This window comes from Algoriphagus marinus, from assembly GCF_001936475.1.
GTDB lineage: Bacteria > Bacteroidota > Bacteroidia > Cytophagales > Cyclobacteriaceae > Algoriphagus > Algoriphagus marinus.
In genome coordinates this window covers 25322-44876 of sequence record NZ_MSPQ01000010.1, presented here as the reverse complement: position 1 = coordinate 44876, position 19555 = coordinate 25322, and the positions used below count along the sequence as shown (strand labels likewise).

13 protein-coding genes are annotated in these 19555 nt (G+C 40.8%); 11 read left to right on the top strand and 2 right to left on the bottom strand.

Features of this window, described 5'->3' with window-relative positions:
* Positions 1-44: 44 nt before the first annotated feature.
* Both BVC88_RS15895 and BVC88_RS15890 read right to left on the bottom strand, forming a co-directional pair.
* Positions 45-3077, bottom strand: a complete 3033-nt coding sequence (locus BVC88_RS15895; protein ID WP_075351709.1) for an AAA family ATPase — start codon at positions 3075-3077, stop codon at positions 45-47.
* The gene (locus BVC88_RS15890; protein WP_075351708.1) at positions 3074-4303 is read right to left on the bottom strand and encodes a metallophosphoesterase family protein; all 1230 of its coding nucleotides are present in this window, start codon (positions 4301-4303) and stop codon (positions 3074-3076) included. Before BVC88_RS15890 ends, BVC88_RS15895 begins: the two co-directional genes overlap by 4 nt.
* Before the next feature lie 104 nt (positions 4304-4407).
* Between BVC88_RS15890 and BVC88_RS15885 the strand changes: the two genes are divergently transcribed.
* From BVC88_RS15885 to BVC88_RS15830, 11 genes are all read left to right on the top strand, one after another.
* A complete protein-coding gene (locus BVC88_RS15885) occupies positions 4408-4995 on the top strand; it encodes a septal ring lytic transglycosylase RlpA family protein (protein ID WP_245803659.1) in 588 nt (195 codons plus the stop codon).
* Between the two features lie 238 nt (positions 4996-5233).
* Positions 5234-5422 carry a hypothetical protein gene (locus BVC88_RS15880; protein WP_075351707.1) on the top strand — a complete coding sequence of 63 codons (189 nt, stop codon included), beginning with the start codon at positions 5234-5236 and terminating at the stop codon, positions 5420-5422.
* 45 nt (positions 5423-5467) lie between these two features.
* A complete protein-coding gene (locus BVC88_RS15875; protein WP_075351706.1) occupies positions 5468-6556 on the top strand; it encodes a hypothetical protein in 1089 nt (362 codons plus the stop codon).
* A gap of 341 nt (positions 6557-6897) precedes the next feature.
* A complete protein-coding gene (locus tag BVC88_RS15870) occupies positions 6898-7131 on the top strand; it encodes a hypothetical protein (protein ID WP_075351705.1) in 234 nt (77 codons plus the stop codon).
* On the top strand, positions 7128-8264 hold the full coding sequence (locus tag BVC88_RS15865; RefSeq protein ID WP_075351704.1) for a hypothetical protein: 1137 nt from the start codon (positions 7128-7130) through the stop codon (positions 8262-8264). The genes BVC88_RS15870 and BVC88_RS15865 overlap by 4 nt, the downstream gene beginning before the upstream one ends.
* A gap of 803 nt (positions 8265-9067) precedes the next feature.
* Positions 9068-10339 carry a 6-bladed beta-propeller gene (locus BVC88_RS15855; protein ID WP_075351702.1) on the top strand — a complete coding sequence of 424 codons (1272 nt, stop codon included), beginning with the start codon at positions 9068-9070 and terminating at the stop codon, positions 10337-10339.
* A gap of 211 nt (positions 10340-10550) precedes the next feature.
* Positions 10551-11621, top strand: coding sequence for an efflux RND transporter periplasmic adaptor subunit (locus BVC88_RS15850; RefSeq protein WP_075351701.1), 1071 nt, complete (start codon positions 10551-10553; stop codon positions 11619-11621).
* A gap of 4 nt (positions 11622-11625) precedes the next feature.
* On the top strand, positions 11626-14670 hold the full coding sequence (locus BVC88_RS15845; RefSeq protein ID WP_075351700.1) for an efflux RND transporter permease subunit: 3045 nt from the start codon (positions 11626-11628) through the stop codon (positions 14668-14670).
* A 1-nt stretch (position 14671) separates the two neighbouring features.
* Complete coding sequence (locus BVC88_RS15840) at positions 14672-17863, top strand: efflux RND transporter permease subunit (protein WP_075351699.1); 3192 nt, start codon at positions 14672-14674, stop codon at positions 17861-17863.
* 92 nt (positions 17864-17955) lie between these two features.
* The gene (locus BVC88_RS15835) at positions 17956-19059 is read left to right on the top strand and encodes a 6-bladed beta-propeller (protein WP_075351698.1); all 1104 of its coding nucleotides are present in this window, start codon (positions 17956-17958) and stop codon (positions 19057-19059) included.
* Positions 19040-19546 carry a hypothetical protein gene (locus BVC88_RS15830; RefSeq protein ID WP_075351697.1) on the top strand — a complete coding sequence of 169 codons (507 nt, stop codon included), beginning with the start codon at positions 19040-19042 and terminating at the stop codon, positions 19544-19546. Before BVC88_RS15835 ends, BVC88_RS15830 begins: the two co-directional genes overlap by 20 nt.
* The last annotated feature ends 9 nt before the right edge of the window (positions 19547-19555 follow it).

The window sequence follows — 19555 nt, the reverse complement described above, 5'->3', positions numbered from 1 at the left end:
TGGCAATCGTCAGGGCTTTTTGCTTTTATCCAAATCTCAACCGATCAATAGGAATAGCTGACTTGTGAACCTTTTTCCGGATCAAGTTCGATCTGGGCAAAAACCCCAATTTCCTGCTGCAATTCTTCCACATGACTGATTATTCCTACTATTCGGTTTTCATGGCGAAGCGATTTCAGCGTTTCAAAAACTACCCGAAGGGCATTTCGATCCAAGGCTCCAAAGCCTTCATCCAAGAAGAAAAAGCTCTGATCGGCTTGATTGAGTGATTTTACTTTTTCTGCCAAAGCCAAAGCCAAGCAAAGTGAAGCCTGAAAAGTCTGTCCACCCGAAAGCGTCTTGAGCAATCGCCGCTTGCCACCGTTTAAATAATCAATCACCCAGAAGGTATTGTCATCATCGATCTCCAGGCTCAGACTGTTTTTGCTCAATTTCATAAATCGCAAGTTGGCCGTGTTGCAGAGTTCTTTGAGGTAGATCGAACTCACATACTTCACGAAGCCGCTTCCTTTAAAGAGCCGCTCTAGTTCTTTGAGATTACTTTCCCGGATTTCCAGTTTGGCTAGCGTCTGCTCCAAAATCACTTTCTCAGCCAATTTACTTTGTGTTTCTTTGATGGATTGCTGGAGCAGAATCAGTTCCTGCTGCAAGGCTTCATGCTGGGATTTTAAATTTTGAAAATCGAGTTTTAAATCTGAAAATCTTTCCTCCTCAAAATCCGAAACGCCCTTTTCATTCTCCAATTCCTGAATTCTGCTGACCACCGTTGCCAATTTTTGATCAAACTGGCGAATCTCCAAATCGACTTTTTCTGCATCGATTGAATGCTCAAAAAGCCGGATCAGGGCTTGCTCGTCTTGAAAGTCATATTGGAGTTTAAGCTTGGAAAAAGTGGAGGATAATTCCTCATGCTTTTTCTTCAACTCCTGTTTTCGACTTTCAAAATTTTTCAGATCGGCAAGATTGGTACTTTGTTCCGCTCTCTTTTCTCGAAGGTGTTTTTGTTTTCCATCCAAAAGTTCGATTGCTTTTTGGATGTCATTTTCCACATTTTGGATGGTAGCCTTGATGACTTCCAGGTTTTTTTGGAAGAATGGCTTGCAAAAAGTCGGATCTTTGATTTCCTCTTTTTTGGTGTTGATGGCTATCTGCTTTGACTGAAAAGAAAGCGTCGCCTGATGAAAGGATTTTTCCAAAATTTCAACTTGGGCTCGCTCGGCCTCCCAAGTTTGACGGACCGTTTTGAGTTCCTGATCGAGCTTGGTTTTGAGCTGTGCCGCTTGGTCCATTTCGCTGATTCGCTCAGCTAATTTGGATTGATCAGCTAGGCCAAAGGAGTCAAGTTTATTTGAGAGAGCTGATTGGGATTTTTGAATTTGAGCCAGTTCCTGAGTTTTTTCGTTTCTGTTTTTCTGTTGATTCTCTTTCCGAATATCCAATTCCTGCTGCTTTTGGATCAGTTTTGAAATGCGCTCCAAGTCTGACTTTAGGGATTCGATTCGATGATTGATGGCCTGAATTTCCTTTTCTTCGGCTTCGGCTTGCAGCGGATTTGGATGCTCGAGCGAACCGCAAAGTGGACAAGACTCACCCGCGTGCAATAAGTGAACATGGGCCGCCAATCCCTGCTTGGTGATCAATTTTTCCCGATCGATTTCCAAAGCTTTTAAAGCTGATTTTTGAGATTCTGACCAGCTCAGTAATGTTTTTTCTTTTTCAGGAAGATTGGCAAGTAGCGATCGATAGGCTTCTTCGAGCCCCTGATCTACTTCAGAGATTTGTCGGAGGCTTTCTTCCAGATAGGTTTTTTGCTTTTCGAGTTGCTCCCATTCCCGAGCGGCACTTTTCAAATCCGCCAGCTGGCTGGAATCTACCTTAGCCAAATTCTCGGACTGAGCCTCCAGCGCCTTGATTTGGCTTTCCAGCGATTTCTGAGCGCTTTTCTTGGATTCAATTTCAGGCTGAAGGGTTTCTACTTTTTTGCTGGCTTCAGCGAGCTCTTGATTCAAGGCTTGAATTTCAGCTACTTTTTTAAGATCCCGGATTTTTGCTTCCCGATTGGGGCGATCTTGATTTTTTTGCTTGAGCTCGGTTTCTTCCTGAACAAGTTCGGCGACTTCCTGCTCGTAGCGAATGGCAAACCTTGCGCAATCATCCGCACTCACTTTTGCTTTTTCCAGTTCTACTTGGCAATCCTGAAGCTTGTCCCAGGTTGGTTTTAGATTTGTCTTGGCGCTGATAAATTCCCGATGCAAAATTCGATTTCGCTCGATTTCAGGTTTTTGAACTTCCAGCTTAACGCTTTCCTCGCGGTACTTCAGTAGTTCGGCAAATCGTTGCCCCTTTATTTCCAGGGTTTTCAGTAATGCTTCCTTGGCTTCCAGACTTTTGCTGGAGTCCTGTGTTTTAGTTTGGACTTCAGCGTGTTGAAGCTCAGCTGCCTGAAGATTTTCTTTGGTATAGGGCTCTAAGCCTGCTAATTGGGTTTCTAAGCGGATTTTATTTTCCTTTTCAATTTTCAGCAATGCTCCAGTTTTCTGCGAAAGATCGAATCGCTCCAAGCCAAACAACTCCTTCATCATCTCCGCTCTAGGTCCCGGAGTGAGGTCGATGAATTCCCGAAATTTGCCCTGTGGGATAATCACCGTCTGCTTGAAGTGCTCCTTTTTCATTCCGATGATTTCCTCCGCTCGTGCTTCCAAAGGTTTCCAAGCTCCGCCTTTATCCTGATAAAAAGTATGCTCCGCTGGATCGACTTTTTCCCAGTCTTTTTTATTTCGCTTAGCAGCATAGCGCGCCAGATACAAGGATTGATTGTTTTGTCCTGATCGAAATTGAAAGCTGATCGTGAGCGAATCGCTTTGTAGATTGATCATGGAATTTTTTTCACCTCGATCGGAAAGCCGCTCTGTACTTCCATAAAGTGCCAAAAGTACGCCCTCTAAAATCGAGGATTTTCCGGATCCAACTGCTCCAAAAATCCCAAATAATCCAGCTGCCGTCAACTTGTCAAAGTCGATGACTTGCTTTTCCCGGTAGGAATATAGCCCCTGAATTTCTAATCGAATCGGTATCATACGCTGCCCTCCTGACTGATTACTTCCTGAAATAAGGTCAAGATTTCCGCATTGGGTGCTTCACCTTTTTCACTTTGGTAAAAAAGAGAAAACAGACTCGTCATGTCTTTTCCCAGATCCTCTACTTTCAATGCGCTACTTGCAGCTCCAGCTCGATCTTTCAATTGTGGAATCAGATTGACGATGCCATCATGGGCCTTCATAATGGCCTTTCGGGTACTCGCTTCGATGGAAGTCTCCGCCACAAAAGTCAGCTCCACAAAGCAATAGGGATTCACTTCCAGCCAAGTGAGTGTTTCGGGTAGATTATCAAATTTCATTCGGTAAAGTGGGCGACCGCTTTCCAGGGGAATGGGCTGATACGTCACTTTTTTTCTAGGTTCGGCTTCGATCAAGACCACTTGTTTCTGCTGATCTGCTTCGCTAAAAGAGTAGGCAAGTGGCGAACTCGAGTAAACCACTGGCTGTTGGGATTTACTTACCGCATGATAGCGATGAAGATGACCCAACGCAGCGTATTGAATTTGAGAAGGAATATTATCAGTGAAAAGTGCTTGAGTTCCTCCCACATGCAAGATCGGACGCTCTGATTCGGGTTCTGCTTCTAATGGTTCCCCTTCTTTGGTAAAGTAAAAATGCCCGATCAAAAGATTCACTCCATTGGCATCACAATGCGTATCGGCTAGCTTGGCCCATTTATCGGCTAGGATTTTGCGAAATTCCGCTTCCCGATTTTCCTCTCCTAGATAGGTTTTGAGGGACACCTCATTGGCATAGGGAGCTAAAATAATTCGGATAGGGAATTCAAATTTTGGAAGTCGAAGCTCCATAAATCCTAGTTCGGAAGCCGTGATTTCGATTCCGGAATCCAATTTTCCGGTGGGAATGAGATTTTGATAAGTACTGTAAAAAAAGATCCCGAGTTCTCGCGCCAATGGATCCGGAGCCTCAATGAATTGATTGCTATCGTGATTTCCTGCAATGGCGATGATCGGTCTTTCGCCATTTTTGGAGAGTTTCCGTAAGGTTTTATAGAGTAACTCCACCGCCTCATGACTGGGATTGAAGGAGTCAAAAATATCACCGGCTAGTAATACCAGATCCACTTCCTCACGGTCTGCGATAGCACAAATTTCGGCCAACACAAGCTTTTGCTCCTCGATGCGTGAGAACTCCTGCAATCGCTTGCCCAGATGCCAATCGGCTGTATGTAGAATTTTTAGCATAGATTTTTTTAAAATGCTGAACGTCAATCAAAATCCGTTTACTTCGAAAAAATGAAGAATAAGTAAATTTTCGACTAGAAATCTAAGTTAGATTTTATCTCCATTTGGAACAAACTTTAACCTTGACTTGTCAGCAATTGGCAGGCTTCTTGGAAAGCAGGGACGAAATCTTAGTTTTGTATATGCGGCTTTTCTTGCTTTCCGTCTTTCTTATGGCTTTTGTCAGCTCCTCTTTTGGACAGCTTGCCGATTCGGTAAAGATCCAAACGGGCACTGCTAGTTTCTATGGGAAGCGTTTTCATCAGCGAATGACTTCCAGTGGGGAGATTTTTCACATGGATTCCCTGACTGCCGCACATAAATACCTTCCTTTTAATACCTGGGTGAAAGTAACTCGAGTGGATACCAAAGATTCGGTCTGGGTCCGTGTCAATGATCGACTACCCAAGACTTCACGCAGAATCATCGATATCTCTAGAAGCGCAGCGAAAGAACTCCAAATGATCGATAAGGGAATCGCACAAGTGAGCATTCATGTCGCCACCATTGAAGATATGAACCGGCTTTATAAGCACTTTGAGGGAGAGGCACCGGGTACGATCCGCGTCAGAATCTATGAAAAGCCAATTTCCGTTGCCCGTCCGCAGCCGACTTGGAGCTGGGAGGTAGGAAGAGTTAGTGTTACTAACTAGCAGATATAGAGTGAGTTGAATTTGTTTTATGAACTAAAGCTAAAAATTTAACAATTGAAAATCAGTTAGTTAGAAACTTTCTAATAAAATAGTTCAAACTAATCTCGCTTATTAGTTTTCTTTTTTTTGATATTGGTAACGAAAGATCAAGGTACTGGCCAGTCGGAGATTTTTTTAATTCTATTATTTCTAACCTGCTCTCAGTTTTCGTAGCTCGAGGGCACATCCAAATTTAAAAATGAAAAAGTTAATTTTGAAATCGAGTATTGCTGTATTTGCAATGGTAGGGATGTTTTTTATCGATATTCAAAAAGCTGATGCTGCGCAATGTGTTTTTGTAAGAGAAACAGAGAATCCACTTTTTGCAATTTATAATTGTGAAGGAATAGAAATCACTGTAATGAAAGGTGCTGAAATTGGTGGATAAAAATTCAGAGGCTTAGTTTAATGGACAAAGCCTTTGTTTCAAAAGATGAAAAATTTAACAATTTTCCTAATCATTTTGCTTTTCAAATTTGGGTGTACTAGAGATCCAAAAGAGGTAGGTTTTACAATAGAAAAAGGTCAAATCGATTTTATTGATTCTGTGAAAATTCAGGAGGCGGGATATGCTTTTAACTTTGTTTTTAATGAGAAAATTTATCAAGATTCTCTTTTAATATTTGGGGATGGCTCATTTTCTTCTATTCATTTATTCAATACTAAATCGGGTAAACGAATTGGTATATTTAATTCAGAAACTGTTGATGAATACCCTATTCCAGAAAGAAGTTACACCAATGCCTTTATAAGCCAAGATTCAATTTTTTTACTTAATCATTTTTTGAATAAGATCTTTGTATTTAATATCTCCGGGGATTTTCTCTTTGAGAAAAAATTGAATTTTAGTAAGCCAAACTACGTGCTCGACTATGAAACTTTCTTTGATAGAATTGGAGATAAGTTATTTATAAGTACAAGATTTGATGGACCGATATCTCAGGCTTTTAATGAATCAACTGTTTTATCTATGTTTTCCTATGATGACGGAGCTTTTTTAAAAACCTTCGGAAATTTCCCATCAACGTATTCAAAGGGAGCTTTAGCTGTGAGCCAAAGTGAAAATGTGATTTCTAAGAATGGGTTTATATATGTCCTTAATGTGGCTGGGGTGCCAATATTGAAAAAGTATAACCTTGAAGGTGAGTTATTAGAATTTTTCGAGCTGAAAAGCGAAATCCACGAACCTTTAATGTCATATTTCAATGAGGATCCGTCAGAGTCCCAATTGATGGATCAATTCTTAAGTCTTTCGACTGATAAAAGTAAAGATGATAATATCTTCTATGCGGCCTACACTCATTTCGATGATAGGAATAAAGCATCTGGTGGAGACACCTTCAGTTATGTGCTTATGAAAATTGATTTGAATTCGAAGACTATAAAGGAAAAAGAAATTCTAGGTTCTTGGCATTATTATGAACTCAGGTCTCTGCTCCGAGAAGTCAATGGGGATACGCTTAGCCTGCTGGTCAGAGGAATGGATGAGAATTTGTACTTAAAGCGCTTTCTGTTTGATTGAATAATTTTATTCTAATTCAAAACGGGTATTCTATTATCCATTACCCTTTCCCGTCCCCAGCCTACTTGGAGCTTGGAAGTAGGAAGAGTTAGTGTTAATAACTAGCAGAAATAGAGTGAATTGAATTAATTTTATGAGCAAAGGCTAAAAACTTAGTAATTGAAAATCAGTTAGTTATAAATTTTCTAGTAAAATAGTTCAAACTAATCTTGCTCATTAGTTTGTTTTTTTTTGATATTGGCAACGAAAGATCAAGGTATTGGCCAGTCGGGCATTTTTTTAATTCTATTAATTCTTACCCGCTCTCGGTTTTTTAGCTTGGGGGCACAAATGACAAAAAAATGAAAAAGTTAATATTGAGTTTAGGAGTTTTTGCAATTAGTATTTCTGCATTTCCATGTGGAGGTTCTTGGAATTATTGCAGCACAGTAGAATCGTCAGAGCCTTTTGAAGATGATGCGATTGAAAATTGCTGTGCTGGAACCGCAGTTATGCTCAATGACCTTTGTGGTGATGAAGACAAGCTAATTATTGTAACTTCAAATGGCCCAAGTTCTAGTTGCATAGGAGAATGAAAAAAATTATCCCTTACCTATTTTTATGTTTATTCTCCTGCTCCGAAGAGAAGTCTCCTGAGCAGGAGATTCATATTGCCTTTGAAGGTCCGGAAGAGTTGGATCTCGGAGACACAGGTCTATCTTCTTATTTAATGAAGTCCTATAAGATGACAGGAACACCTCTCAATAATGGGGTATTGGTTTTCAATAATTATTATGATAGAATTGACACTTTATTTTTTCAAGAGAGTCTAAGTTATGCCAAGAAAGGTAAAGGAATCCAAAAGGAGGGACCTCGTGGGATTGATAATTTTAGATGGTTTGATTCAAGTTCCGAGGGCTTTATTTTTTATAGTCAGAATGATGTTTATATCGAGGATTCTTCGGAATTAAAACGAGTAAATCTATTAAATGACCCTCTGTTTGGGAATGATAATACACATCAAATCATCCAAGATTTTTCCTTCAATAATTTCGCAAATTATTATTTGGATTTGAAAACGAGTAGTTACTTCTTAACGAAGAATTTTATAAATGAAGAGATAAGTTTTTTTAGACTAAATCATGCTGATTATAGGCTTGAAAAGGTAAATGTCCCGTTTAAACGAAAGCTATTGGAAGACCATACTGTATCGTATTCAGCTGGAAGAGCCAAAGTATATCGACCGAATACTCCACATGTCTTAATGGACTCTACAAATAGGATTATTGTGTCATATCCATTTACAAATCTGATCCAGGTAGGAAATATCTTAACAAATGATTTCTCTGAATACGAGTTTGAAACGTTCAACTATCCGCATCAAAAGAAATTACCACTAGCAGTAAGTGGTTTTATTTCAAAAAAAGATGCTGATGAGATGGGATCCTTATGGAGTAATGATGTGCTTTTTGCACCTATATATGCTTTAGGAGAAAGAAACTATGTAAGGATAGTTAGAGGACCCAAACAAGTTGGTGAAGATTCAATATTCTATTTGGAGGTTTATGATGCAGATTTCAAAAAATTGAAGGAGTTATCTTTAAATGATTTTACCGATGATTTGGATAAGTTTCATTTGATAGTTGGAGATGAAATAATCATCAAAGCTAAAAATCAACCTAATGAAGACCGTTTTAAATTTTACAGATTGAAATTAACAATTCCATAAATAACTGTTTCGTTGACCAATTCCTTTGTAATAAAGAAATATAGATATAAGGAAGGTAGCTGTTTTCACTTCTGCAGGAAATTCGGGAATACCTTATGTAAACTAGTTTTTGTCGGTCCGCAAAGTCAACCCAATGAGGATATTCTGAATTACTATCTAATTGAGCTAAGCTAGCATTAATCAATTTTCCTAACCATGAGAGCTCATATAAGACATTTGTGATTAAATTTTTAGCAAGTTACAGGTACGATCTGAATCAGAATTTTTAAAAAACCCATTACCCCGCTCCGTCCCCAGCCTACTTGGAGCTGGGAGGTAGGAAGAGTTAGTGTTACTAACTAGCAGATATAGAGTGATTTGAATCGATTTTATGAACTAAAGCTAAAAATTTAATAATTGAAAATCAGTTAGTTAGAAACTTTCTAGTAAAATAGTTCAAACTAATCTTGCTTATTAGTTTTTTTTTTTTGATATTGGAAACGAAAGATCAAGGTAGGCGCCAAAATCTGGAATTTTTCAAAATCAATGAATTCTAACCCGCTCCCAGTTTTCGTAGCTCGAGGGCACATCCAAATTTAAAAATGAAAAAAGTTTTTGTTTTCGCTATTGGCTTCGCAATGGCAATTATGTCCACCCAAGACGCAAATGCGTGGGGTTGGAAAAAGGAAAGTGTCGATTGCACCGTTACAAAATCGTACGATTTTATTTTTTACGAGTATTCGGAATCGTATGCAGGTACAAAAAATGTTTGTAGAGATGGTGACGATTGGTGGTGTCGCAGTACTTATTGCGGATAATAATTTATGACTATTAATAAGTTTTGGGGGGTATTGATTGCCTCCCTTTTTCTGTTTTCAGCATGTGAAAGACAGAAAGATGAAGTGACAGAAACTGGAAATAGCAAATTTCTCAGTTTTGTAGGGTCTGACTCTTTGAGTACCGAATTTATCTATTCTGAAAGTGATCCTGTTGTATTAAATCTGGACGAGAATCAAATAGATGCGAAGATCAAGCTTTCAGACTTAATGACTGACTATAGATTGCTGAGTCTGAAGAATTGGGATGGGGGCGTGGTCGGAGATATTGATAAAATCCTTCTTTCGGATTCTCTGGTTTTTATTCTGGATCAGTACACCTATAACTCATTGCAAATTTTTGATTTATTCACAGGTGAGCAGGTAGGCCAATTTATCCCTACTGGGGAGGGACCAGGAGAAATGAAATCTATTTCTGAATTTGATTTGGATGAAGCGAATCGAAGAATCCTGATTTATGATAATTCTTTGGCAAAAGTCCTGTCTTTCAGTTTTGAAGGAGATTTTCTATCTGAAAAGAGACTTCCGCTAAGAGCACATTCTTTTAAGATTTTCCCTGGAAATCAACTTTTTTTCTCAAGCTTTAATAATGGGAATGGTCATTTAGGGAAAACCGCTGAAAGTGATATTTTTTTGCTGGATAGTAATTTTATCATTCGGAGCACATTCAAGTACCCCAAAATCGATCAGATGCTTTCAAATTATGTTCCTAGGGATGTAATCAGAGAAAATGGAGGAGTGGTGACTTACTTTCCAAGATTTTCAAATGAGCTTTTGAAGGTAGATGTAGCAAACAATACAATATCTCCGATCTTCCAAGTAAATCTGGAAGCTAAAGGATTGTCAGAAAAGGATTTTGGAGATATTGGTCCTGAATTTATTTCAGAAAGAAAAGAAGATAAAAAATTCTATGGTTTTGGGCTTCATTTTGTTAGCCCAACTTGGATGGGTATGAAATTTAATCGGTTTGGTGGGCCGGAACTTCATGTTTACTATAATAAAACAACTGGAGATATTATTTCAGGTACAGGATTAGAGTTTGATTTTGAGGATTTGATTTTCTATAGTTTCCCTCTGGCATGTGTCGATCAAGAATGTGTTTCCTTTATAAGGTTAGGAGGCAAACAGTATAAAGATTATGAAGAAATCTTTAAAAAGGAGGAGGGAAGTGGCAGGGATTTTACCAAGGTTAAAAAATTCTTAGAGTCCGTAGAGGATTTTGAACAGCCGGTTTTGTTGATCTTTAAATTAAAAGACTAGAGGACATATTCAAGTTGTATCTGTTATTTTGAAATTAGTTCAGTTTTGAGGAGCACTATAACTTCGAGTTAGGATTTCTGTTTTTGCTGAGTTGAATAATCAGGATTCTGATATACTGAACTAATTTTCACCCTTTTTAACAGCTTTTCCGAATTTCTCGTTTTGATTTTGAATGATTAGTTAGTTTATTCAGGTTGAAAACTAAAACCAGATGAAAAATTATACCCAATTACTTTTTGCATGCCTGCTCATCTTTACCTTTTCCTGCAAGGAAGAAAGCGAAAAAGTCGAAGAAGCTCCCACCGAATCCTTTCGAAATGAAGTTGCCGCTACAGAAGTTCGCACCGCCGCCGCCGAGCGCAAAAGCTTCGATTACCTGATCAATGCCACCGGAAAGATGGAGGCGGGTTCGGAGGTGATGGCCATCATCGAGCAAGCTGGATACCTTTTGGAAGTCCATGTGAAAGAAGGACAGTTTGTGAAAAAGGGAGATATCATTGCCAAGCTTGATCCGGCAGAAGCTCAGTTTCGCTTGGAGAAAGCGCAGATCGCCCTTCGGAATGCGAAAGCCGAATATGAATCCATGAAGCTAGGTTATGATGCCGTTTTTTCTTCTAATGATCAGGAGCGAATCCGACTGATTGATGATCAGCTCAAAGCAAAAAGTGGGGTGTTTTTGGCAGAATTGGAGCTCAAAGAAGCCCAAATGATTTTTGAGCGCTGCGAAGTCAAAGCTCCGATTTCCGGTCAGGTAGCCGATTTGAAATACAATTCCGGAAGCTTGGTCAGCAGTTCCCAGGCACTTTGTGAGATTCTAAGCACCAATCAATTGCTTCTACGAGTGAACGTATTGGAATCTGATATTCCACAGATTTCCATCGGACAATCCGCCGAAGTCTATCCGATCACTGCAACTACCGTTGCGCTAGCGGGGCGAGTGGCTGGGATCAATCCTAGAGTCGATGAAAACGGCCTAGTGCAGGTGTCTATTGCTTTGGCAGGAAATAAAAATCTGCTACCCGGCATGAACGCTCGTGCCATCATCCGAGCCCCGCAAAATAATTCTCTGGTTGTTCCAAAAGCTGCTTTGGTCTATCGTTCCGGTAGGGCGGTGGTCTTTACCATCGAGAATAATGAGTCCAAGTGGAACTACGTAGAAGTAGGTAAAGACAATGGACAGGAAGTGGAAATATTGGATGGTATCGAAGCGGGAAGTACGGTCATCACTACAAACAACCTGCAACTAGCGCATCAGGCACCGGTTCAAATCGTAAAAGACTAAGCCCATGGTACGATTTTTACTGGCCCGGCCGATCGCCGTTTTCATGACTTTTATGGCCTTGATGGTATTTGCCTTCATTGTCCTTCGCACGCTTCCAATTTCCCTTCTGCCTCCGATCGATGTGCCGCAGATCGTGGTAAAGGTCAACTATCCCAATGCCTCGCCAGAAGCCATCGAGCAAAATGTACTGAGCCCAATCCGGGAAGGATTGATCACTTTGAACGGCTTGGAGGAAATGGATTCGAAGGCTGGTTCGGAAGTGGGAACTATTCGATTGACTTTCGACTACAGCACTCAAATGGAGCTGGCTTATATTGATGTCAATGAGAAAATTGACCGACTGACTAATTCCCTTCCCGAAGATCTTGGCCGACCGGAAGTGATCCGAATTAACACTTCGGATATTCCAGTGGCCCGTGTGCAGGTGGTTCCCAAAGAAAATGTGGACGAAGTGGAGGTGAGCTTATTGGCAGAGAATGTTCTTAAAAAACGAATCGAGCAACTTCCCGGAGTTTCACTTGTCGATATCAATGGGAAAAAGGAACGCATCATCACCGTGGAGCCTGATGAGCAAGCTCTCGCAGCTTTGGGGATGACCCAGCAGCAAGTCATTTCGGCGATCCAGTCCGGCAACTCAGAGCTACCTGGAATCTCCGTAAAAGATGGGCAGTTCCGCTATTATTTGAGACTGGCAACTCGGGTGGATAGCCCAAGTGATATCGAAACACTTCCAGTAGCGGCTCCTTCCGGTGCGATTATTCCCTTGGGTCGATTGGCAAAAGTGACCTATGAATCCAAGGAAATGCTCGGCTATCATCTCTTTGGAGCCAAAGAAGCCTTAGTCATCACGGTTCACAAGCAGGCTTCAGCTAAGATGAATGAATTGATCCCAGAGCTGAAAACTGCGCTGGAACTATTTAAAACCGACTATCCTCAGGTAGATTTTGAGCTGACGCAGGACCAGTCTAATCTTTTGAATGCGGCTATTTCCAATCTTCAAACTTCCTTGCTTTTCGGAGGGATTTTCGCCTTTGCGGTGCTTTTCCTTTTTATGAAGGATTACCGTTTGCCTTTGATTATCGGGGTGAGCTTACCTTCCTCACTCTTGATTAGTTTTCTGATTTTCTACTTTTTCGATATTTCCATTAATATCATTTCCCTCTCCGGTTTAGCACTTGGGATTGGGATGCTGATTGATAATGCAATTATTGTGTTGGATAATATTACTCGCAAGCGGGAAAGTGGATTGGGACTTTTTGATGCTTGCGTAGAAGGAGTGGAAGAGGTGATGGGAGCGCTGATCAGCTCGGTGCTGACTACCTTGGCGGTATTTGTACCGCTGGTATTTTTGAGCGGAATTTCAGGAGCTTTGTTTTTCGATCAGGCAGTAGCCGTTGCTGCGATTCTGTCGGTTTCGTTGGCAGTTGCATTTATCCTGCTTCCCATGCTTTATTTTCTCTTTTTCTCCAAAAGTAAAAAAGTGGACGATGGAAAAGAAGGGCCTTTTTTCTCCAGAATTTTAGATTTATATGAGTTTGGTTATCGCAAAATCACTGCGAATCGGAAGTTGGCGATTTCGATTTTTGCGATACTGATTCCACTGGGATTGTTGATTAGTCAGGTTTTGAAAACTGAAGGGCTTCCTGAAATTGAAAAGCTGGACGCTACGCTGGAAGTGGATTGGAATGAGCCGATTTCTGCTCTGGAAAATCGGGAAAGAGTGATCCAACTGATGAAAACTTTGGAAGGAGATTTTTCTCAGGCAGAAGCAGATGTGGGAGTAAGGCAATTTTTGCTTTTCGATGGGGAGAATTCCATACAGCAATCCCTGCTTTATTTGCTATTCCCAACTGTGGAAGAAAAAGAGGCTGCGATAGTGAAGTTAGAAGAATTTGTAAGCAGCACCTATCCGCAAGCGGCATTTACCTTAGGCGACGCCCCGAATGCGTTTGATCAATTGTTCAATTCGGCGATGCCTTATTATGAAGTACGGTGGAAAGATCTGACAGCGAAGGAACCCGTGCCAGAGGAAAAAATGGATCCTTGGTTGAGTCAATTTCCAACTCAAGAATGGGAGCGAGGACCAGGTTTGCAAAAGGAAGCTTCGGTAGTTTTTACGCTTCGAGCAGATCGATTGGCAACTTATCAAATTCCTGTGAATACAATTCAGGAGCAGCTTTCTAAGCTTTTCGGAAGTTTCACCATCACAGATATTCGACGATTTGGGGAGATTACCCCGATTCGGTTAAAGGAACCGGAGGATCGATTTGAAGATTTACTCCGAAATACCCGAGTTTATGCTTCGGATTCCACCTCTTACATTTTAGGTGAGTTTGTGGATTTTCGGTATGAGGATCATTATAAATATGTGACTGCTGATAAAGGCGGAATCTATCAATCTGCTTTGGTGACTGCAGCTGATCCAGATGAACAAGCGAGTGAATTTTTCAGCTGGGGACAAGACAAAAATTTGGGAATAGCCATCGTGGGGCAATACTTCAAAGACCGGGAAAATATTCAACAACTTATTGGGATTTTACTTATCTCAGTTTTGCTCTTGTATTTTATTTTGGCAGCTCAGTTTGAAAGTTTTGTTCAGCCGCTGATTGTGGTCTTTACGCTTCCTTTGGGTATAGGAGGGGCATTTTTGGTGCTTTGGTTGGCAGGTTCTTCGCTGAATGTCATGTCTGCGATCGGATTGGTGGTGATGCTTGGAATCATGGTCAATGATGCGATCTTGAAAATTGATACAATCAATCGCTTGCGACTGGTCTATGTAGAATCGGATGAAATCAATGCTGAACAAGCTTTGGAAATGGCACTTCATCGCGCAGGTCAGATTCGATTGAAGCCGATTCTGATGACTTCGATCACGACAATTCTAGCTTTGATTCCGATTATTTTCAGCAGTGGTCTGGGAGCGGACTTGCAGCGACCTTTGGTGGAAGCGGTGATAGGAGGTTTGACTATCGGAACACTCACAGCTTTGTATTTTGTGCCATTAGCCTACTGGTTTTTTGTACCAAAGTCAAAATTAAAGCAAAGCTGATATGACACCATTTCGAATTCTTATCGCCTTTGTTTTGCTTTCCATCTGTGGATTTGCGGTTATTCCTTTGCTTTCCGTGGATTTGAACCCACGAGAGCGGGAGCCCGTGCTTCGGATCAGCTATTCGATTCCAAGGTCTTCACCTGAGATCGTGGAAAAGCTGGCAACTTCTCCGCTGGAAGGGACTTTCTCCAGACTTTCTGAGCTGAAAAAGATTGAATCAGTTTCCAATTACGATCAGGGTTCGATCACACTCACATTTGACAAGAAAGCAGACATGGAGCTCAAGAAGTTTGAGGTTTCCTCCATGATTCGGCAGGTTTATCCGCAACTCGATCAGCGGGTTTCGTATCCTTTGGTCAGTCAGACTGCCGAAAGGCGAAATAATGTCAAGTCTCCCATTTTGACCTACAGTGTCAACGGACCTTTTGCTTCCTTCGAAATCAAAAAAATAGCGGAAGATATCTTGAAACCTGCCTTGACCAAATTCGAAGCGGTGGAAGAAGTCTCTGTTCGTGGAGCGAATGATTTGCAGCTTTATGTGACCTTTGATATCCAAAAGATGCAGGCTTTTGGTGTGACTCGAAGCGAATTGAATTCGAGAATCAATCAGGCTTTTGGACGGGAATTTCCTGGCGCAGTGGTGAATACTAAAGGAGAAACACTTTTTGTACAAGTGGACCGCTCCCTGGAGGAAATGGATCAACTCGAAGAGCTGACGATCCGACAGGTAAACGGAATGCCGGTACGTCTTCGGGATGTTGCAAAACTCACCTTGGAGGAGGCTGAACCCAGTAGCTATTACCGGATCAATGGGAATAACTCTGTAACGCTTTCTATCTTTAACCGAGATGGGGTCAATAAAGTCCTGCTTGCGCAAAATCTTAAAGAATCCATCGAACAAGCCGGAAAGCTACTTCCTGCAGGATTTGAGGTTCGTCTCGAAAATGACGACACGGAGTTTCTGGAAAAAGAGCTTGATAAAATCTACAAGCGTTCGGGACTCTCGATTTTGATCTTGATCCTGTTTATTTTCTTGATCAATCGCAATTTGAAGTACCTTACGATTCTCTTTTTGGGGATCGTCGCGAATCTGAGCCTTTGCGCGATTATCCTCTATTTTCTGAAAGTGGATATTCATCTCTATTCCCTTGCGGGTCTGACTATTAGTTTTGGATTGATTGTGGACAATGCGATCATCATGATCGATCACTTGCACAAGCATCGAAACCGTAAGGTTTTCTTGGCTTTGCTGGCAGCTTCGCTGACTACGATTGCAGCGCTGATGATTGTGTTTCTTCTTCCGGAAGAAGATCGAAAGAACCTGACCGAGTTTTCCATTGTGGTATCCGTGATGCTGGGAATCAGCTTATTGATTGCCTTATTTTTCACCCCAGCCTTTTATCAGGTGATGTTTAAAGAGTCCGTCAAAAAGGCCAGAGGATTGACTATTCCTAAACTCCGTAAGCGAGTCAAGGCTTTGCGACGCTATGAAAGCGGAATTGCGTGGACTGCTCGCTACCGAAAGTCCTTTATCACGGTGATGATTTTGTTGTTTGGGACTCCCATTTTCTTTCTTCCAGCCAAATGGGAAGGTCAGGAATGGTATAACAAAACGGTGGGAAATACCTTTTACCAAGAGGAAATCCGACCTTATGTGGACAAAGCTTTGGGAGGTTCTTTGCGAATGTTTGTTCGTGGAGTTTATGAGAAAAGCTCCTATCGGGAAGCAGAGAAGACTCGACTCTATGTCTATGCCCGACTTCCATTTGGAAATACTCTGGATCAGATGGATTTCATCATGCGGGAATTTGAAACCTATCTGAAAGATGTCAAAGGAATCGATCAGTTCGTCACTTTTGTCCAATCTGGGCAAAGTGCACAGATCTCGATCACATTTGATGAAGCCTACGAAAAAGGTGCTTTACCTTATCAGCTGAAAGGGAAACTATCCGTGAAATCTACAGATTGGTCAGGAGCTCAATGGAATATCTACGGTGTAGGCCAAGGTTTTTACACCGGAGGTGGAGGAGAAGGAATCCCAAATTTCCGGGTGGAAATGCGAGGCTACAACTTTGATGAACTCGAAAAGCAAACTGAAATCCTGGCCGAAAAGCTACTCAAGCATAAGCGAATTCAGGAAGTCAATACCAACGAGCGTCTCAGCTACAATGAGCAAAAGACAGAGGAATATGTCTTGCGATTGGATCAAAATCAAATCGCTCTTGGCGAGACCAATCAGTACGAAGTCATCAATACAATGCTGGATCTGAGTAAGCCTCAAGGCCCTTCAGGGATGTTGACTTTGGAAGAAAAGAACTATGGCTTGGTGATCCGAGAAACAGATTCTAAGGATTTCAGCAAGTTTGACTTAGAGCAAAAAGGCTTGATTGGCGGTGGAGATCGGATTTTTAAAATTTCTGATTACGGTACCCTGACCAAAGAAACCACCACAAATGCCCTTCACAAAGAAGATCGACAATACCTTCGGGTAGCTTCCTTTGAGTATATGGGTTCAGCTAAATTTGGAAATGAATATTTGGATGAGGTATTAGCGGAAATGAAGCAACTCATGCCAATCGGCTATGAAGCGAAGAAGCAAACTTGGTCCTGGGATTACGAAAAAGCGAAGCGTCAATACGGCTTAATTGGGTTCCTGATTATCGGGATTTTCTTTATCTGTGCTGTTTTATTTGAAAATCTAAAGCAACCCATTTACATCATTGTCATTATCCCAATCAGTTTTATCGGCTTGTTTTTGATCTTTTCATTGTTTGATTTCTACTTTGATCAGGGTGGATATGCTGCTTTTGTGATGCTCGGGGGCTTGGCGGTCAATGCCGGAATCTTTATTATCAACGATCTCAATAACCGTTCAACAGGTCTTTACAATCGCAATGTCTTAAAATCCGTTGCCGGAAAAGCGATTCCTATTTTGCTCACGATCATGTCTACCTGCTTTGGATTGATCCCTTTCCTGATTGAGGGGCAAAATGAAATCTTTTGGTTTTCACTGGCGATTGGTACGATCGGAGGATTGGTATTCAGTATGGTTGGGGTGTTTTGGGTACTTCCGATGATGCTTTGGAAAAAAGAGGTTATTGTGGCGAAGATGGCGTCTCCCGCGAAGGCGCAAGGGCGCAAATGGTTTTTCTCACGGCGACGCGGCGGCGCAGCGAGAGAGAATGGTTGAGGGGTAACTCTTCTAAAAGCAATCTGCATTTGAAATTTAGGTAATAGCCAAAAAAATGAGTTTTGGTTTGAATGACTAAACTTTAAACTTCTATGAAAAAACTATTCCCAATTATTCTAATCGCGCTTTTCGCCTGTGGCGAATCAGAGGAATCAGGGCCGATCACTATTCAATTTGATAAATTGGAAGCAATTACTCCAGATTTTGAAATTCAAAAAGTGATTCTGCTTGAATCAGATACTACTGAGTTACTTGGTTCAGATTTGAAGGTCAGTTTTGATTCCGATCAATTTTATGTTGCTAACTATAATCGGCCAAAAGGAATTCACCATTTCTCCAAAGAGGGGAGGCACTTAGGCTTTGCCGCTGTGATAGGAGAAGCTCCCGGTCAAATCAGAAGATTTAGCGATTTCAAACTATACCAAGATACGCTTCACGTAATTGAGGGGCTAGGAGATAAAATAAACTTGTACAAATATTCACCTTCAAATGAGCTGATTTCTACTCAGGAGTATCCGATCAATGTTTTTTCTTTCCAGCCTGCGGAAAAGGGATATTGGTTTTATAGTGGCTATAACAAGGTTGCGGGGACACATCGTCTGATAAAAACTGATCAAAATGGAGAAATAAAACTCTCGCTTTTGGAAAATCTATTTGCAGATGAGATGCTCCCTATCGATGAGCAGGTTTTTTTTAAGGGGGATAATCGGATTTTGTTTCGGGAACCATTTAAAACTATGGTGTATGAAATGGAGTCTGATACCATTCAGCCGGTCATAAAAATCGATTTTGGAAAATATACCGTTCCAGAGAAGTTTTGGGAGATGACCGACCCTTTTGCAAGCTTTGAAATGATCCAAGAACAGGGTTTTTCAGATATTTATTTTATGGCTGAAACTGCAGATTACTTCTTTGCCGATGTGATCACCCAAAGTTCAGAATTTAGGAAGAAGGAGCTTTTCATCTTAAATAAGAAAACTCAGAAGCAATTGAAGTTTTTGGTAGATGAGGAAGGGCTTGGACAGTTTTATAGCCCAATCGGAATAGAAGGAGATCAGGTCGTTTTTATAGCCTATGCACCCTATCTGATCAAAAATCTAAATTCGATCAAGGCTAGTCCAGCCATTTTGGAGCAATTATCGAAACTAAGTGAGGATTCAAACCCGGTGATCTTGTATGCGAAAATACCAGAATAGTGTAATATTTATTTTACTGATTGGGATAGGTGCTTTGTTGTTTTTTATCAATCAAAAAGAGACGGAAACCCCAAAAGGAAAGCTGATTCAGCATTATAGAAACGCTGAAGTAATCAATCCTGATCTGGGCACAAAGTTTCATCCCAGTTGGTTTGATGCAGACTTTCAGGTCATAGTTTTTGCTAATAACCTCTCGGAATATTCAATATTTAACTTTGATTGGAATCCCTATTTTGAAAATAATCCTGAGATAAAATTCATTTTTTACTATTCTGGAAATGAAAAGAGTAAAATAGAAAAATGGATGAAAGAAACGGATTTTCAGCGGCCCATATTGTATGATCCTGCCAAAGCATTTTATATTCAGAATGTAGTCGGAGATACGAATGGGATTGTTTTTAACACGAAAAACGGAATAGTTCAGTTTTTAGAAAATCCCTCATTTCCCAATTATCAGGATTTTTTGGATGAGCTTAAAGGAAAATAACCGTACCGG

What these genes read in the sequence shown, in the direction of transcription:
- BVC88_RS15895 (WP_075351709.1), bottom strand. Translation starts at nt 3,077, where the DNA reads ATGATACCGATTCGATTAGAAATTCAGGGGCTATATTCCTACCGGGAA.
- BVC88_RS15890 (WP_075351708.1), bottom strand. Translation starts at nt 4,303, where the DNA reads ATGCTAAAAATTCTACATACAGCCGATTGGCATCTGGGCAAGCGATTG.
- BVC88_RS15880 (WP_075351707.1), top strand. Translation starts at nt 5,234, where the DNA reads ATGAAAAAGTTAATTTTGAAATCGAGTATTGCTGTATTTGCAATGGTA.
- BVC88_RS15875 (WP_075351706.1), top strand. Translation starts at nt 5,468, where the DNA reads ATGAAAAATTTAACAATTTTCCTAATCATTTTGCTTTTCAAATTTGGG.
- BVC88_RS15870 (WP_075351705.1), top strand. Translation starts at nt 6,898, where the DNA reads ATGAAAAAGTTAATATTGAGTTTAGGAGTTTTTGCAATTAGTATTTCT.
- BVC88_RS15865 (WP_075351704.1), top strand. Translation starts at nt 7,128, where the DNA reads ATGAAAAAAATTATCCCTTACCTATTTTTATGTTTATTCTCCTGCTCC.
- BVC88_RS15855 (WP_075351702.1), top strand. Translation starts at nt 9,068, where the DNA reads ATGACTATTAATAAGTTTTGGGGGGTATTGATTGCCTCCCTTTTTCTG.
- BVC88_RS15850 (WP_075351701.1), top strand. Translation starts at nt 10,551, where the DNA reads ATGAAAAATTATACCCAATTACTTTTTGCATGCCTGCTCATCTTTACC.
- BVC88_RS15845 (WP_075351700.1), top strand. Translation starts at nt 11,626, where the DNA reads ATGGTACGATTTTTACTGGCCCGGCCGATCGCCGTTTTCATGACTTTT.
- BVC88_RS15840 (WP_075351699.1), top strand. Translation starts at nt 14,672, where the DNA reads ATGACACCATTTCGAATTCTTATCGCCTTTGTTTTGCTTTCCATCTGT.
- BVC88_RS15835 (WP_075351698.1), top strand. Translation starts at nt 17,956, where the DNA reads ATGAAAAAACTATTCCCAATTATTCTAATCGCGCTTTTCGCCTGTGGC.
- BVC88_RS15830 (WP_075351697.1), top strand. Translation starts at nt 19,040, where the DNA reads ATGCGAAAATACCAGAATAGTGTAATATTTATTTTACTGATTGGGATA.